The organism is Enterobacter sp. D2, from assembly GCF_034427575.1.
GTDB lineage: Bacteria > Pseudomonadota > Gammaproteobacteria > Enterobacterales > Enterobacteriaceae > Enterobacter > Enterobacter cloacae_M.
Genome location: NZ_JAXQPP010000001.1, coordinates 1,385,095 through 1,399,755, shown reverse-complemented (window position 1 = coordinate 1,399,755; position 14,661 = coordinate 1,385,095). Strand labels below are relative to the sequence as shown.

The following is a 14,661-nucleotide window of genomic DNA, read 5'->3' as shown; positions in this document are numbered from 1 at the left end:
TTTTAGCGCAGAAAAACTGTGCCTTTCAGATAAAGCGCGGCCTGCCCGCTCATCAGCACGCGCGAACCTTTCAGCTCGCAGCGTACGTCGCCGCCGCGCGCTGAAACCTGACGGGCAAACATCGTGGTTTTGCCCAGCTTTTCGCTCCAGTAAGGGATCAGCATGGTGTGCGCGGAGCCGGTGACCGGATCTTCCGGGACGGAAACGCCCGGTGAGAAAAATCGGCTGACAAAATCATATTCCCCCTCACCGCGCGCCGTCACGCTCACCTTATGCTCGCCTGGCGTCATCGCCGAGAAGCGTGGCGCAAGCGCTTCAACCTGCTGGCGATTCTCCAGAACGATCAGCCAGGCGCGCCCTTTACGGGCTTCAACGTAGCGGCTGATACCCAGCGCCGAGAGCATCTCCGGCGGGGGTGTCTCCTGATGGGTTGGACATGCCGGGAAATCCAGCGTCATCCACTCCCCCTCCCGGCTGACCGTCAGGCGGCCAGAGGCGGTATCAAAGTGGATCCGCGAATCCGGGTAATCCAGCTCGGTAAACAGCACGTGCGCGGCCGCAAGCGTAGCGTGGCCGCAGAGATTGACTTCGGTAAGCGTGGTAAACCAGCGTAGCTCAATGCCCCCTTTACTGCAGACGAAAAAAGCCGTCTCCGACTGATTATGCTGCTGCGCCATTTTCAGCAAGGTCTCATCGGGTAACCATTCCTTGAGCGGGCAAACGGCGGCCGGATTGCCGCCAAATGAGGTATCGCTGAACGCATCTACCAGATAAAAATCAATCTCCTGCATTGTCTTACCGCCTGTTTTTATTGTGTTGTTCTTTTATATTCAATGAAAACGGCGTTCCCGGCTACCGCTTTCATAAGGTAAATATTGAGATCTGCGTCACATAATGGTTGAGTTTTCGCCGTTCAACGTTTTAAGATCGTCTCCTCTTCTTTTCAGCAACGAATCTCCGACATCCCTATGACAACGAACACAGTTTCCCGCAGGGTTGCGTGGCTACGCGTGGTCACGCTGGCTATTGCCGCGTTTATTTTTAATACCACAGAATTTGTTCCGGTTGGGCTGTTGTCTGACATCGCTGAAAGTTTCCAGATGGAGACGGCGCAGGTGGGCATTATGTTGACCATCTACGCCTGGGTAGTGGCGCTGATGTCCCTGCCGTTTATGCTGCTGACCAGCCAGATGGAGCGGCGCAGGCTGCTGATCGGTCTGTTTGTGCTGTTCATCGCCAGCCATGTCCTGTCGTTTATGGCGTGGAATTTTACGGTGCTGGTCATTAGCCGCATCGGCATTGCCTTTGCCCATGCGGTGTTCTGGTCGATCACCGCGTCGCTGGCTATTCGTCTCGCTCCGGCAGGGAAACGCGCCCAGGCGCTGAGCCTGATTGCCACCGGTACCGCACTGGCGATGGTCCTGGGTCTGCCGATTGGCCGCATCGTGGGGCAATACTTCGGCTGGCGTACGACGTTCTTCGCCATCGGTATGGGCGCACTGGTTACGCTGGTATGCCTGATTAAGCTGCTGCCCGCGCTGCCCAGCGAGCATTCCGGCTCGCTGAAAAGCCTGCCGCTGCTGATGCGTCGCCCGGCGCTGCTGGGTATCTACCTGCTTACCGTCATTGTGGTGACGGCCCATTACACGGCGTACAGCTACATTGAACCTTTTGTGCAGGTGGTAGCGGGCTTTAGCGCCAGCTTTGCCACCGTCCTGCTGTTGATCCTCGGCGGAGCGGGCATTATTGGCAGCGTGCTGTTCGGTAAGCTGGGTAACCGGCATGCGTCGACGCTGGTGAGCTGCGCTATCGGTCTGCTGCTGGCCTGCCTGCTGCTGCTGATGCCTGCCGCAGGCAGTGAAAGCCATCTGGCGATCCTCAGCCTGTTCTGGGGCGTGGCGATCATGATTATTGGTCTGGGCATGCAGGTGAAGGTCCTGGCCCTGGCACCGGATGCAACGGACGTCGCCATGTCGCTGTTCTCAGGGATTTTCAATCTGGGGATTGGCGCGGGCGCGCTGGTGGGAAATCAGGTAATACTGCACGTATCAATGTCGGCGATTGGCTATCTTGGCGCCATTCCGGCTCTGGTGGCGCTGATATGGTCGGTGCTCATCTTCCGTAAATGGCCGGTGGCGCTGGAAGAGCAGGGTCAGCACGGGTGAGCCTTCTTGCCGGGTGGCGGCTTCGCCTTACCCGGCAATCACATCAATGATAGGTCTTAATAATTTCCAGCACGCCGTTAATAATAAACTGCACGCCCATACAGACCAGTAAGAAGCCCATCAGCCGGGAAATCGCCTCGATACCACCCTTGCCTACCCAGCGCATAATGGCGCCAGAACTGCGCAGCGACGCCCACACGATAACCCCGATAATCGCAAAAATCAGCGGTGGCGCAACCGTCAGCACCCAGTCCGGGAAGGTTGCGCTGTCACGCACCGTCGAGGCGGAGCTGATGATCATCGCGATGGTACCCGGCCCCGCCGTGCTCGGCATGGCAATCGGCACAAAGGCGATATTCGCACTCGGTTCGGTTTCCAGCTCTTCCGATTTGCTGGCCGCTTCCGGCGACTCATGCGCTTTTTGCGCCGGGAACAGCATGCGGAAACCGATAAAGGCCACAATCAGCCCCCCGGCGATACGCAGGCCAGGGATGGAAATCCCGAAGGTGTTCATCACCACCTGTCCGGCATAGTAAGCCACCATCATGATGGCAAACACATACACCGAGGCCATCATCGACTGATGGTTGCGCTCGGCGCTGTTCATATTCCCTGCCAGCCCGAGGAACAGCGCCACCGTCGTTAACGGGTTAGCCAACGGCAGCAAGACCACCAGCCCAAGGCTGATTGCTTTTATTAAATCCAACATAGTGCGTTGTCGTCCTTATCCATATTTAACACAGCAATTATAGGGTGAAAGTGTGACATTGAGCCATGGGCGCAACGCAACGATTATTTCCGTCCTGGAAAGATAACTCACAGTTATCTATATGATTTGAAAGACCTCAAAAAAAGTTCATGAAACGTTTTAGCAATTCGTGGCATCGGCTGACTCATTCAGTTGACTTATACTTGCCTGAGCAATAATATCTGCCGTGACTAACTACTTGCCAGGGCAACCATTGTGAAAAGCACCAGTGATATCTTTAACGACGTTGTTCCGCTGGGTCGTCTTATTCATATGGTAAATCAGAAAAAAGATCGCCTGCTCAATGACTATCTGTCACCGCTGGATATCACCGCAACACAGTTCAAAGTGCTGTGTTCCATTCGCTGCGAAGTGTGTATTACACCGGTTGAGCTGAAAAAGGTGCTCTCTGTCGATCTGGGCGCGTTAACCCGCATGCTCGATCGTCTCGTCTGCAAAGGATGGATAGAACGAAGCCCTAACCCGAATGACAAACGCGGCGTACTGGTGAAGCTAACCAGCGATGGCGCGGCCATGTGCGAGCAATGTCATCAATTAGTAGGACAAACACTGCATCAGGAACTAACAAAAAACTTAACGGCAGATGAAGTGGCAACCCTTGAGCTTTTGCTCAAGAAAATACTGCCGTAAACAGAAAAAGAGGTATGACGATGTCCAGACGCAATACTGACGCTATCACCATTCATAGCATTTTGGACTGGATCGAAGATAACCTGGAATCGCCGCTCTCCCTTGAAAAAGTGTCAGAGCGTTCAGGTTACTCCAAATGGCACCTGCAACGGATGTTCAAAAAAGAGACCGGTCATTCATTAGGTCAATACATTCGCAGCCGCAAGCTGACGGAAATTGCCCAGAAACTGAAAGAAAGCAATGAGCCGATCCTTTATCTGGCGGAGCGTTACGGATTTGAATCGCAGCAAACCCTGACGCGTACGTTCAAGAACTATTTTGACGTGCCGCCTCATAAGTACCGAATCACCAGCGTGCCGGGCGAATCCCGCTACCTGTATCCGTTAAAACACTGTAGTTAATCATCGCCTGTAAAGACGTAACCGAGGAAATCATGAAAGTTACCGCCTCCGCCGCCCTCGCCTTGCTGGTGCTGTTCTCCAGCCAGACCTTCGCGGAGCAAACCCCTCGTGCAACGCAGCAAAATAATCCTGATACGATAATTTTGCCGTCCGCACATGACCAGTCGCCTTATGATTTCAATCATATGGGTGCTGGTAGCGACAAATCCGACGAATTAGGCGTGCCTTATTATAATCAGCACGGCCTCTGATTCGTTTTTGCCCCGCAGACGCGGGGCTTTTTTTATGCCTTTCTTACCCGCGTCGCCCGACGAACCCGCAGACCAAACACGTTGATATACAGCCCGGCCATGATCAGCACGGCGCCAAACAGCTGCAGCGCGCTTAGCGTTTCACCCAGCAAAATCGCTGCGCTGGCCAGTCCCACCACCGGCACCAGCAGGGATAACGGTGCAACACGCCAGGTTTCATAGCGCCCCAGCAGCGATCCCCAGATCCCGTAGCCCACAATGGTGGCGACAAAGGCCAGATAGACAAGAGAAAGGATTGTGGTCAGATCGATTTCGACCAGACTGTTCAGCATCACATCCGGACCATCCAGAATAAACGACGCCGCCAGAAACGGGATTATCGGGATCAGCGCGCTCCAGACCACCAGAGACATCACCGCCGGACGCGCCTCGTGCTGCATAATCAGCTTGTTGAAGATATTCCCGCAGGCCCAGCTCAGCCCCGCCGCCAGCGTCAGCATAAAGCCGAGCAGCGCCACATGCTGACCATTCAGGCTGGCTTCAATGAGCACCAGAACGCCAAACACCGCCAGCGTAATGCCCGCCAGCTGTTTGCCCTGCAGACGTTCACCAAATACGAAGGCGCCGAGAATAATGGTAAAGAACGCCTGCGCCTGTAAGACCAGCGAGGCCAGACCGGCCGGCATACCGAACTTGATGGCGCAGAAGAGAAACGCGAACTGGCCGAAGCTGATGGTCAGACCGTAGCCCAGCAGCAGTTTAAAGGGGATCTTTGGACGCGCCACAAAGAAGATGGCCGGGAATGCGACCAGCAGAAAACGCAAACCGGCCAGCATCAGCGGCGGCATGTTGTGTAACCCCAGCTTGATGACCACAAAATTCAGCCCCCATACTACGACCACCATCAACGCCAGCAGTCCGTCTTTACGCGTCATACCCTGCCCCTGAATTATTAATTATTTGTTAACAGTTCAAGGTAACAGAAAAAAGCGGGCGGCGAGAAGATCATTAATTCTGGCAGGCAGCTGAAGCACTTAGGGATAAATCAGGTGCTATACAAGCCCCTTATGTCGTGATACTCCTTTTAGGACACAACATAAAAAGCATAAGCAACTGTCGGGCAGGAATATGAAACCATCTCTCAGGCGCTCAACCGCAGCGCTGCTGGCATCGTCATTGTTATTAACCATTGGTCGGGGGGCAACGCTGCCGTTTATGACCATTTATCTCACGCGCGTCTACAGCATGAGCGTTGAGAATATTGGTTATGCCCTGACGATTGCGCTGACCATCGGCGTAGTGTTCAGCCTGGGATTTGGCATTCTTGCCGATAAGTTTGATAAAAAGCGCTACATGCTGATCGCGATCGTGGCTTTCATCGCCGGATTTGTCGCGATCCCGCTGGTCGATAACGTCACGCTGGTGGTACTGTTCTTTGCGCTGATCAACTGCGCCTATTCCGTCTTTTCGACGGTGCTGAAGGCCTGGTTCTCCGACGTGCTCACCACGAGCCAGAAAGCGCGCGTCTTCTCGCTTAACTACAGCTTCCTGAACATTGGCTGGACGATCGGGCCGCCGATTGGCACCCTGCTGGTGATGTACAGCCTGCAGCTGCCGTTCTGGCTGGCGGCCTTCTGCGCCGCGCTGCCGCTCGGATTCATCCATTTCTTCGTGCAGAAAAGCGTTGCGCTGGATACCGCAGAGGAGAAGATGCCCTGGCAGCCGTCGGTGCTGCTGAAAGACCGCGCGCTGTTCTGGTATACGCTCTCTGGCCTGCTCGCCTCTTACGTGGGCGGATCGTTCGCCAGCTGCATTTCGCAGTATGTTCTGGCCGCCCATGCCGATAGCGATTTTGCGCAGAAGGTCGTTGCCGTGGTACTGCCCGTCAACGCCGCCGTGGTGGTGACGCTGCAGTACGCGCTGGGCCGCAAGATCTCTGCCAGCAATATTCGCCCGCTGATGACCCTCGCCACCCTGTTTTTTATCGTGGGGCTGGGGGGATTTATGGTCTCTGGAGAAAACCTGGTTTACTGGGGCATCGCTGCCGCCATATTTACCCTGGGTGAGATTATCTATGCACCGGGCGAATACATGCTGATCGACAACATTGCCCCGCCGGGGATGAAGGCGAGCTATTTCTCCGCTCAGGCGCTGGGCTGGCTCGGCGCGGCGGCAAACCCGATGATCACCGGTATTATTCTGACCAACCTGCCGCACTGGTCGTTATTTGTCATCATGATGGTCGCCATCGTCATTGCGTGGCTGATGATTTTGCGCGGGATGAGCGTGAAGGCGTGGTGTGAAACGCCCAACGTGGCGTAGCGCTTCCAGGCCGGGTGAGGCGTAGCCGCCACCCGGCAATAACGCATCAGTGGTGCATCATTTCTTCTACCACCTGCTCTTTGTACATCTCATTCGGATAATAGGTCGGCCAGTTATCCATCTCTTTCAGCAGCGCCTCGTGGGAGGTGTTGCCCATGAAAATGTGGAAATGGGAAGAGGCCTTCGGGGCGATGGTGTGGTCGCTGAACTGAACAAACTTCGGCGCCTTGCTGCCGGCATCCTTACATTCAAACAGATAGCGAACGCCTTTTTTTCCCGATGCGTAGGTCAGTATTTTGTAGCCGCTGTAATCATACTGACAGCGGCTGACCGCTTTGCCCTTATGGAATTCCATCACGTTGTTTTCGATGCCGATGGCATCCACGTCCGTCGCATAGCCCGTGCGGTAGTACGCTTTCACCTCGTCATAGGTTTTGCTTTTGTCCTTCTGCGCTTTCTGTTTAAACACCGGATCCAGCGAACCGTCCAGCAGGAATGGATAGACCGACTGCCAGGTCCCGTCCCAGTCTGACAGCGCTCTGTCCTTGACGTCCTTATCCTCAAACACGCCGTTTGCCGCCCGCTGTTCCGCTTCGGTCATCTGATGGCCGTGCGAGTGAGCAAACAGCTGGCCGCTGACCAGCAGCGCCCCCAGAGTCATGGCAAATTTTCCAATATGTGCAGCCAAAGTAACGCCCTCATTCCGTTTTATAAGAATGAGAATGTTATAATATAACATTTCAAATCGCAACCAGGCCGCGCACGCCCTCCTGCTCCATGTTTTCGCCTCGCCCGCGCTGGATAATGGTGCCGCGGGACATCAGCAGGTAGCTGTCGGCCAGCTCGGCGGCAAAGTCGTAAAACTGTTCGACAAGCAGGATCGCCATGTCGCCTCGGTTCGCCAGGGTGCGGATCACCTGTCCAATCTCTTTAATCACCGACGGCTGTATGCCTTCGGTCGGTTCGTCCAGAATCAGCAGCTGCGGACGGCTCGCCAGGGCGCGGCCAATCGCCAGCTGCTGCTGCTGTCCACCGGAGAGATCGCCCCCGCGGCGATGCTTCATCTCTTTAAGCACCGGAAACAGCTGCCAGATCTCATCCGGGACCTGCTTCGCCTCGCGGGCGGAAAATCGTGATAGCCCCAGCAGGAGGTTCTCCTCCACGGTCAGGCGCGGGAAAATCTCGCGGCCCTGCGGGACGTAAGCCACGCCAGACTGCACCCGCTGGTGCGGCCTGCTGTGGGTGATCTTTTTACCCTGCCAGATGACCTCCCCGGTTTTCGCCGGGATCAGCCCCATCAGACACTTCAGCAGCGTGGTTTTCCCGACGCCGTTGCGCCCCAGCAGGCAGGTGACTTCTCCGGTGACGGCCTCAAAACTCACGCCGCGCAGGATATGGCTGCCGCCGTAATACTGATTCAGTTCGTTAACCTGTAACATCATCGCTCCTTAGCGCCCCAGATAGACCTCAATCACCTGCTCGTTGGCCTGCACCTCGCGAAGCGAACCTTCCGCCAGCACGCGTCCCTGATGCAGCACCGTGACGTGGTCGGCGATAGTCTCAACAAAGCCCATGTCGTGCTCCACCACCATCAGGGAATGCTTACCCGCCAGCGTTTTGAACAGCTCGGCGGTGTATTCGGTTTCCGCGTCGGTCATCCCGGCGGCCGGTTCATCCAGCAGCAGCAGGTGCGGGTCCTGAACCAGCAGCATACCGATCTCCAGAAACTGTTTTTGCCCGTGCGAAAGCAGCCCGGCGCGGCGGTCGCGCTCGCTGCTAAGGCGCAGCAAAACCAGCATCTCATCGATTCGGTCGCGCTGTTCACCGTTGAGTTTTGCCCGCAGGCTCGCCCAGACGGATTTATCGGTTTTCATGGCGATCTCCAGGTTTTCCCACACCGTCAGCGCTTCAAAAACCGTGGGCTTCTGGAATTTACGCCCGATCCCCTGGCGGGCAATGGCCGCAGGCTCCAGCGCGGTCAGGTCGATGGACTGATCGTAAATCGCCCTGCCGCTCTTTGGCCGCGTTTTGCCGGTGATGACGTCCATCAGCGTGGTTTTACCAGCGCCGTTAGGGCCAATCACGCAGCGCAGCTCGCCCACGCCGATATTCAGCGAGAGATCGGTCAGGGCCTGAAATCCATCAAAATTGACGTTAATGGCCTCAAGCTGCAGCACCGGGTCGGTCTGTTCACGGTAACGATCGCCCGGCAACTGGCGGGTAAATAACCCTTCGGCTGGCTGCATTATTTCTCTCCCTTTCGAAACAGACCGTAGACGCCGCGCGGTAAAAACAGCGTGACGGCGATGAAAATCAGCCCCAGGAACAGCTGCCAGTATTCCGGCATCGCGACGGTGAAGAAACTCTTGGCGCCGTTTACCAGCGCCGCGCCAATCACCGGCCCGACCAGCGTGCCGCGCCCGCCCAGCGCCACCCAGATCGCGGCTTCAATCGAGTTGGTCGGCGACATTTCGCCAGGGTTGATAATGCCCACCTGCGGGACATACAGCGCCCCCGCCAGGCCGCACAGCACGGCAGAAAGCGTCCATACCAGCAGCTTGAACCCGCGCGGATCGTAGCCGCAAAACGTCAGGCGGTTTTCGGCGTCGCGAACGGCGGTCAGGATGCGCCCAAACTTGCTCTTCGCCAGGGCAAATCCGGTGCCCAACGCCAGAATCAGCAACAGCACGGTCGCCAGAAACAGCGCGATACGGGTGGTCGTTTCCGTCACCGAAAACCCAAGCAGCGTGGTGAAGCCGGTAAAGCCGTTATTGCCGCCAAAACCGGTTTCGTTGCGAAAGAACAGCAGCATGCCGGCATAGGTCAGCGCCTGGGTCATAATCGAGAAATAGACCCCTTTGATCTTTGAGCGGAAGGCGAACCAGCCGAACACCAGCGCCAGCAGGCCCGGTACCATCACAATCAGCACCAGCGCCCAGGCAAAATGCTGGGTTCCCCACCAGAACCACGGCAGTTCGCTCCAGGAGAGAAACGACATAAACGCAGGAAGACCTTCACCCGCAGCCTGGCGCATCAGGTACATGCCCATCGCGTAGCCGCCCAGGGCGAAGAAGATACCGTGCCCAAGAGAGAGCATCCCGGCGTAGCCCCACACCAGATCCAGCGCCACCGCAACGATGGCATAGCAGAGGATCTTGCCAATCAGCGTCAGCATCCAGGTCGACAGCGCCAGCGGATGCGTCGCAGGCAGTAAGGCGAAAAACGGTAATATCAGCAGACACACCACCAGCAGGCTGCCTGCAAGTTGCGTTGTGCGCGGCGCTTTGCGCGCCAGCGTTAAGGTCAGCGGCTGGCTCATCAGTCAATCACCCTTCCTTTCAGCGCAAACAGCCCCTGAGGGCGTTTCTGAATAAACAGTACGATCGCCACCAGAATCACGATCTTGCCCAGGACCGCCCCCATCTGCGGTTCAAGAATTTTATTGAAAATACCCAGACCAAACGCCGCGGCCACGCTGCCTGCCAGCTGCCCTACGCCACCGAGAACGACCACGAGGAAGGAATCAATAATGTAGCCCTGACCCAGCTCCGGCCCGACGTTACCGAGCTGCGATAGCGCCACGCCGCCTAACCCGGCAATCCCTGATCCAAGCCCAAACGCCAGCATATCGACGCGACCTGTCGGTACCCCGCAGCAGGCGGCCATGCTGCGGTTCTGCGTCACCGCGCGCACGTTCAGCCCCAGACGGGTTTTATTCAGAATGAGCCAGGTAAAGAACAGCACCAGCAGCACGAAGCCCAGCACCACGATGCGGTTCCACGGCAGCGTCAGGTTGGCAAAAACCTGCACCCCGCCGGACAGCCATGCCGGGTTGGCCACCTCCAGGTTCTGGGCGCCAAACGTCATGCGCACCAGCTGGATGAGCATCAGGCTGATCCCCCACGTTGCCAGCAGCGTTTCCAGCGGGCGACCGTACAAATGGCGGATCACGGTGCGCTCCAGCACCATTCCGATGCCCGCCGTCAGGCAGAACGCGACCGGAAGCGCGATAACGGGATAGAGCGCCAGCCACTGTGGCGCAAGCCCGGCCATCGCCTGCTGCACCATCCAGGTGGCATATGCCCCCAGCATCAGCATCTCGCCGTGCGCCATATTGATGACGCCCAGCAGGCCGTAGGTGATAGCAAGCCCCAGCGCCGCCAGCAGCAGCACCGACCCCAGGGAGAGCCCCATAAACGCCTGGCCCAGCAGATCGCCCCACATCAGTCGATGCTGGATCTGGCTCAGGCTCTCCTGTGCGGCGGCGCGCACCCCGGCATCCGGCTCTGCCTGTGCCTGGGTAAACGGGGTAAGTCTGGACTCAACGTCCGGATCGTCGGACTGCCCTAATAATTCGACGGCCTTGCGGCGCACCTCTGCCTGCGGGCTGGAGAGCTGGAGATTCGCCACCGCCAGTACTAGCGCCTGACGTGCCACCGCGTCCGTTTCATCGTTTACCCGCTTTTCCAGAAAAGCGAGCATTCCGGGCTGGGCATCCCGCTGAAGCTGACGAGCCGCCGCCCGCCTTTCAGTGACACTGTCACTCACAAGCTGATGCGTAGCGATGGCCGTGGCGGCCAGCACGCGCAGCCGGTTGGTCAAACGAACGGCTTTGGCTGCCCCTTCGATCGACTTAGCGTCACCGAGCGACACCATTTGACCGCTGCGCTGCGCAAAGGCGTGCTTTTGACTGTCGGTATAGAGATTTTCTTTTTGCAGTGCCTGCAGCAGCGGCAGCCTCGCGGCGTCCGGTGCTTCGGCCCACTGCGTTAGCAACTCCGCCTGCTGGCTGCGGCTGGCGGCAACAAAACGATCGGCATCCGATGCCTGCGCCATCCCTGGCAGCAGTCCGGAAAGCCATACAAGAGCGATGAACATGCGCATGGCGTTCATGACGTTTCTCCCTGGTGATGGCTTAGTTGCTGGCGGTTTTCATCGGCTGGTCGGGCTTTTTATCGTTTCCGGCGATGAACGGGCTCCACGGCTGGGCGCGCACCGGCTGTTCCGTCTGCCACACCACGTTGAACTGACCGTTGCCTTCGATTTCGCCGATCATGACCGGCTTATGCAGATGGTGGTTGGTGGCATCCATGGTGAGCGTGAAGCCTGACGGCGCCTTAATGGACTGGCCGGCCATCGCCGCACGCACTTTATCCACGTCGGTAGTACCCGCTTTTTCCACCGCCTGCGCCCACATATGGATCCCCACGTAGGTGGCTTCCATCGGGTCGTTGGTCACCACGGTATCGGCATTCGGCAGCTTGTGCGCTTTGGCATAGGCTTTGTAATCCGCCACGAAGGCCTGGTTGGTCGGGTTATCCACGGATTCAAAGTAGTTCCACGCCGCGAGGTTGCCGACCAGCGGTTTGGTGTCGATCCCGCGCAGCTCTTCTTCTCCCACGGAGAACGCCACCACCGGCACGTCGGTCGCCTTCAGACCCTGGTTAGCCAGCTCTTTGTAGAACGGAACGTTGGAATCGCCGTTGATGGTCGACACCACGGCGGTTTTACCGCCCGCAGAGAATTTCTTGATGTTGGCGACGATGGTCTGGTAGTCGCTGTGACCGAACGGGGTATAAACCTCCTCGATGTCCTTATCCTCCACCCCTTTCGAATGCAGGAAAGCGCGCAGGATCTTGTTGGTGGTGCGAGGATAAACATAGTCCGTACCCAGCAGGAAGAAGCGCTTCGCCGCGCCGCCGTCTTCGCTCATCAGGTATTCCACCGCGGGGATGGCCTGCTGGTTCGGCGCCGCGCCGGTATAGAAGACGTTTGGCGACATCTCTTCGCCTTCATACTGCACCGGATAGAACAGCAGACCGTTCAGCTCCTCGAAGACCGGTAGCACGGATTTGCGCGATACCGACGTCCAGCAGCCAAATACCACCGCCACTTTATCCTGACTTAACAGCTGGCGCGCCTTCTCGGCAAACAGCGGCCAGTTTGAGGCGGGATCCACCACCACCGGCTCCAGTTTTTTACCCAGCACGCCGCCTTTCGCGTTGATCTCGTCGATGGTCATCAGCGCGACGTCTTTCAGCGGCGTTTCGGAGATGGCCATGGTGCCGGAAAGAGAATGCATGATCCCCACTTTGATGGTATCGGCCGCCTGCACGCCAAAACTCATTCCCATCGCCACGACGGACGCAGATAACGCAAAGGCTTTTAATAAGGTACGACGCTGCATATTTTCACTCCTGAAAAAGAACGCTGTCAAAACGTCCGTTACGGCGTGGACGCGGAAAAAAATGTGTCAGCGAAGCAGGAGCAAAAAGGATGCCAGAATGGAGGAGGCGCTATTTCAGGTGGGGGAACGCGGGATGTAAAGAGAACGACTCAGAATGGCACAGCGCTGCACTTTTATAATGCAGCGCTGTGGAAGAGGCTTTACCAGACTTCGCTGGCGATCTGCGTGACCAGACGGACTTTGTCCCACTGCTGGGATTCACTCAGGCTGTTGCCCTCTTCGGTAGAAGCAAAGCCGCACTGCGGGCTGAGGCAAATTTGCTCTTTTGCCACGTATTTTGCCGCCTCTTCCAGACGGGATTTAATCCCCTCCGGGTTCTCCAGCTCGCCGTTTTTCGTGGTGATCAGGCCCAGCACCACCTGCTGTTTGCCCGGGCGAATGAAGCGCAATGGCGCGAAATCCCCGCTGCGGTCGTTGTCGTATTCAAGGAAGAACGCGTCAACGTTGACCGTTCCGAACAGCACTTCCGCCACCGGCTCATAGCCGCCTTCGGAAATCCAGGTGGAACGGAAGTTACCGCGACAGACGTGCAGGCCGATGGTCAGATCTTCCGGCTTGCCTTCCAGCGCCTTGTTCAGGACGCGGGCATAGATGCGTGCCAGCTCATCGGCATCATCGCCCCGCTCGCGGATCTGACGGCGCTGGTCGTCCGAACAAAGATAGGCCCAGACGGTGTCGTCCAGCTGCAGGTAGCGGCAGCCCGCGTCGTAAAATGCGCGGATGGCGTCGCGCCAGGTGGTCGCCAGATCGTCGAAATAGTCATTCAGATCCGGGTACACCGTCGCATCAATGTCTTTGCGCCCGCCGCGGAAATGGAGCACGCTCGGGCTGGGAATGGTCATCTTCGGCTGAGCATTGCCGCTGATGCTTTTCAGGTAGCGGAAATCCTCGAGCATCGGATGGTCGCCAAAGCCCAGTTTGCCGGTAACGCGCACGCCGTGGGCTTTGGTTTGTACCCCGTTGAACTGGATCCCCTGCTGTGAATCGTAGCGCTCAACACCCTGCAGACCATCGAAGAAGTCGAAGTGCCACCAGGCACGACGAAATTCACCGTCGGTGACCACATGCAGGCCGCACGCACACTGCTGCTCAACGACGTGGCGGATGGCATCATCCTCTACCGCGCGAAGCTGTCCGGCGTCAATTTCGCCGCTGGCGAACTTCAGGCGAGCCTGTTTGATGGCATCCGGGCGTAAAAAACTGCCGACTACATCGGCGCGGTACGGGGCGTGCTGTCGTTGCATGGAAATCTCCTCAGTCTGCCGACGATAATTGCCAGCAGTGATAATTCATCATTTGAAGCTTTAGACTTCTGGATGTCTAAATGTCCAAAAACAATGTCATACCTCACTGGCACCGGCAAACGAGAAAATTTCACGGGTGTTGAAAAAAATTCATGTTCACAGCGCGACGGCGGTTTCGCTGCTGGCAAAGGCGAACTTTTCATCCTCCCATCCGGTGATCCCCCCGAGCATGATTTTGACCGGCAGCCCGAGGCGCGCAAGCTTGAGCGCGGCTCTGTCCGCGCCGTTACAGTGCGGCCCTGCGCAGTAAACGACGAACAGCGTGCCTTCAGGCCATTCGGCCATGCGCTCGGCGGTCATCTGGCTCCGCGGCAGGTGCAATGCGCCAGGTACGTGACGGCGGGCAAACTGCTCCGGGCTCCCCACTACGTGCAGCAGCACGAAGTCCTGCTCATTATTGGCGATGGCATGGTGCACATCCGCGCAGTCGGTTTCAACGCTCAGGCGGCGCAGAAAATGGGTAACGGCTTCCTGCGGCTCGGCGGCCGGAAATTCAGTAACATAGCTCATGCTCCTTCCTCATCTTTGGCGTTTGTGTTAACACTACTCTATCCACAAATTCAGCCCGTGAA

General features: G+C 57.3%; 16 protein-coding genes. 5 read left to right on the top strand and 11 right to left on the bottom strand.

Features of this window, described 5'->3' with window-relative positions:
• Positions 1 to 2 precede the first annotated feature (2 nt).
• The gene (locus SPG90_RS06795) at positions 3 to 791 is read right to left on the bottom strand and encodes a PhzF family phenazine biosynthesis protein (RefSeq protein WP_126787339.1); all 789 of its coding nucleotides are present in this window, start codon (positions 789 to 791) and stop codon (positions 3 to 5) included.
• Between the two features lie 177 nt (positions 792 to 968).
• Between SPG90_RS06795 and SPG90_RS06790 the strand changes: the two genes are divergently transcribed.
• Positions 969 to 2,165 carry a sugar transporter gene (locus SPG90_RS06790; protein ID WP_045399264.1) on the top strand — a complete coding sequence of 399 codons (1,197 nt, stop codon included), beginning with the start codon at positions 969 to 971 and terminating at the stop codon, positions 2,163 to 2,165.
• Positions 2,166 to 2,208: 43 nt separating this feature from the next.
• Here SPG90_RS06790 and SPG90_RS06785 read toward each other — a convergent pair whose 3' ends face one another.
• Positions 2,209 to 2,874, bottom strand: coding sequence for a MarC family NAAT transporter (locus SPG90_RS06785; protein WP_023311775.1), 666 nt, complete (start codon positions 2,872 to 2,874; stop codon positions 2,209 to 2,211).
• 255 nt (positions 2,875 to 3,129) lie between these two features.
• Here SPG90_RS06785 and marR point away from each other — a divergent pair, with 255 nt between their 5' ends.
• Genes marR through marB form a run of 3 tightly spaced genes read left to right on the top strand, consistent with a single transcriptional unit; the run spans position 3,130 to position 4,216 of the window.
• Entirely contained in the window at positions 3,130 to 3,564 is a 435-nt protein-coding gene (gene marR, locus SPG90_RS06780; protein WP_008502236.1) for a multiple antibiotic resistance transcriptional regulator MarR, read from the top strand.
• Positions 3,565 to 3,584: 20 nt separating this feature from the next.
• Complete coding sequence (gene marA, locus SPG90_RS06775) at positions 3,585 to 3,965, top strand: MDR efflux pump AcrAB transcriptional activator MarA (RefSeq protein ID WP_008502237.1); 381 nt, start codon at positions 3,585 to 3,587, stop codon at positions 3,963 to 3,965.
• 32 nt (positions 3,966 to 3,997) lie between these two features.
• Positions 3,998 to 4,216 carry a multiple antibiotic resistance protein MarB gene (marB, locus tag SPG90_RS06770; RefSeq protein ID WP_023311774.1) on the top strand — a complete coding sequence of 73 codons (219 nt, stop codon included), beginning with the start codon at positions 3,998 to 4,000 and terminating at the stop codon, positions 4,214 to 4,216.
• Between the two features lie 32 nt (positions 4,217 to 4,248).
• On the opposite strand, the gene eamA is transcribed toward marB, so the two are convergent.
• Positions 4,249 to 5,151: an O-acetylserine/cysteine exporter gene (gene eamA, locus SPG90_RS06765; RefSeq protein WP_322408035.1), complete on the bottom strand. Its 903-nt coding sequence runs from the start codon at positions 5,149 to 5,151 to the stop codon at positions 4,249 to 4,251.
• 193 nt (positions 5,152 to 5,344) lie between these two features.
• Between eamA and ydeE the strand changes: the two genes are divergently transcribed.
• A complete protein-coding gene (gene ydeE / locus SPG90_RS06760) occupies positions 5,345 to 6,538 on the top strand; it encodes an efflux MFS transporter YdeE (RefSeq protein WP_196349987.1) in 1,194 nt (397 codons plus the stop codon).
• A gap of 46 nt (positions 6,539 to 6,584) precedes the next feature.
• On the opposite strand, the gene zinT is transcribed toward ydeE, so the two are convergent.
• From zinT to SPG90_RS06720, 8 genes are all read right to left on the bottom strand, one after another.
• Positions 6,585 to 7,226: a metal-binding protein ZinT gene (gene zinT, locus SPG90_RS06755; protein WP_322408034.1), complete on the bottom strand. Its 642-nt coding sequence runs from the start codon at positions 7,224 to 7,226 to the stop codon at positions 6,585 to 6,587.
• Positions 7,227 to 7,278: 52 nt separating this feature from the next.
• Positions 7,279 to 7,977, bottom strand: a complete 699-nt coding sequence (urtE, locus tag SPG90_RS06750) for an urea ABC transporter ATP-binding subunit UrtE (RefSeq protein ID WP_045399259.1) — start codon at positions 7,975 to 7,977, stop codon at positions 7,279 to 7,281.
• A gap of 9 nt (positions 7,978 to 7,986) precedes the next feature.
• Positions 7,987 to 8,784 carry an urea ABC transporter ATP-binding protein UrtD gene (gene urtD, locus SPG90_RS06745; RefSeq protein ID WP_023311769.1) on the bottom strand — a complete coding sequence of 266 codons (798 nt, stop codon included), beginning with the start codon at positions 8,782 to 8,784 and terminating at the stop codon, positions 7,987 to 7,989.
• Positions 8,784 to 9,857, bottom strand: coding sequence for an urea ABC transporter permease subunit UrtC (gene urtC, locus SPG90_RS06740; protein WP_045354943.1), 1,074 nt, complete (start codon positions 9,855 to 9,857; stop codon positions 8,784 to 8,786). Before urtC ends, urtD begins: the two co-directional genes overlap by 1 nt.
• Entirely contained in the window at positions 9,857 to 11,431 is a 1,575-nt protein-coding gene (urtB, locus tag SPG90_RS06735; protein WP_322408033.1) for an urea ABC transporter permease subunit UrtB, read from the bottom strand. The genes urtC and urtB overlap by 1 nt, the downstream gene beginning before the upstream one ends.
• A 22-nt stretch (positions 11,432 to 11,453) precedes the next feature.
• A complete protein-coding gene (urtA, locus tag SPG90_RS06730; RefSeq protein WP_322408032.1) occupies positions 11,454 to 12,725 on the bottom strand; it encodes an urea ABC transporter substrate-binding protein in 1,272 nt (423 codons plus the stop codon).
• Positions 12,726 to 12,925: 200 nt separating this feature from the next.
• Positions 12,926 to 14,029, bottom strand: coding sequence for a cobalamin-independent methionine synthase II family protein (locus tag SPG90_RS06725; protein ID WP_322408031.1), 1,104 nt, complete (start codon positions 14,027 to 14,029; stop codon positions 12,926 to 12,928).
• Positions 14,030 to 14,185: 156 nt separating this feature from the next.
• A complete protein-coding gene (locus tag SPG90_RS06720) occupies positions 14,186 to 14,599 on the bottom strand; it encodes a rhodanese-like domain-containing protein (protein WP_248182917.1) in 414 nt (137 codons plus the stop codon).
• Between the last annotated feature and the right edge of the window lie 62 nt (positions 14,600 to 14,661).

Bases quoted from the DNA above. Each gene is read 5' to 3' on its own strand.
- SPG90_RS06795 (WP_126787339.1), bottom strand. From the start codon at position 791: ATGCAGGAGATTGATTTTTATCTGGTAGATGCGTTCAGCGATACCTCA.
- SPG90_RS06790 (WP_045399264.1), top strand. From the start codon at position 969: ATGACAACGAACACAGTTTCCCGCAGGGTTGCGTGGCTACGCGTGGTC.
- SPG90_RS06785 (WP_023311775.1), bottom strand. From the start codon at position 2,874: ATGTTGGATTTAATAAAAGCAATCAGCCTTGGGCTGGTGGTCTTGCTG.
- marA (WP_008502237.1), top strand. From the start codon at position 3,585: ATGTCCAGACGCAATACTGACGCTATCACCATTCATAGCATTTTGGAC.
- marB (WP_023311774.1), top strand. From the start codon at position 3,998: ATGAAAGTTACCGCCTCCGCCGCCCTCGCCTTGCTGGTGCTGTTCTCC.
- eamA (WP_322408035.1), bottom strand. From the start codon at position 5,151: ATGACGCGTAAAGACGGACTGCTGGCGTTGATGGTGGTCGTAGTATGG.
- ydeE (WP_196349987.1), top strand. From the start codon at position 5,345: ATGAAACCATCTCTCAGGCGCTCAACCGCAGCGCTGCTGGCATCGTCA.
- urtE (WP_045399259.1), bottom strand. From the start codon at position 7,977: ATGTTACAGGTTAACGAACTGAATCAGTATTACGGCGGCAGCCATATC.
- urtD (WP_023311769.1), bottom strand. From the start codon at position 8,784: ATGCAGCCAGCCGAAGGGTTATTTACCCGCCAGTTGCCGGGCGATCGT.
- urtC (WP_045354943.1), bottom strand. From the start codon at position 9,857: ATGAGCCAGCCGCTGACCTTAACGCTGGCGCGCAAAGCGCCGCGCACA.
- urtB (WP_322408033.1), bottom strand. From the start codon at position 11,431: ATGAACGCCATGCGCATGTTCATCGCTCTTGTATGGCTTTCCGGACTG.
- urtA (WP_322408032.1), bottom strand. From the start codon at position 12,725: ATGCAGCGTCGTACCTTATTAAAAGCCTTTGCGTTATCTGCGTCCGTC.
- SPG90_RS06725 (WP_322408031.1), bottom strand. From the start codon at position 14,029: ATGCAACGACAGCACGCCCCGTACCGCGCCGATGTAGTCGGCAGTTTT.
- SPG90_RS06720 (WP_248182917.1), bottom strand. From the start codon at position 14,599: ATGAGCTATGTTACTGAATTTCCGGCCGCCGAGCCGCAGGAAGCCGTT.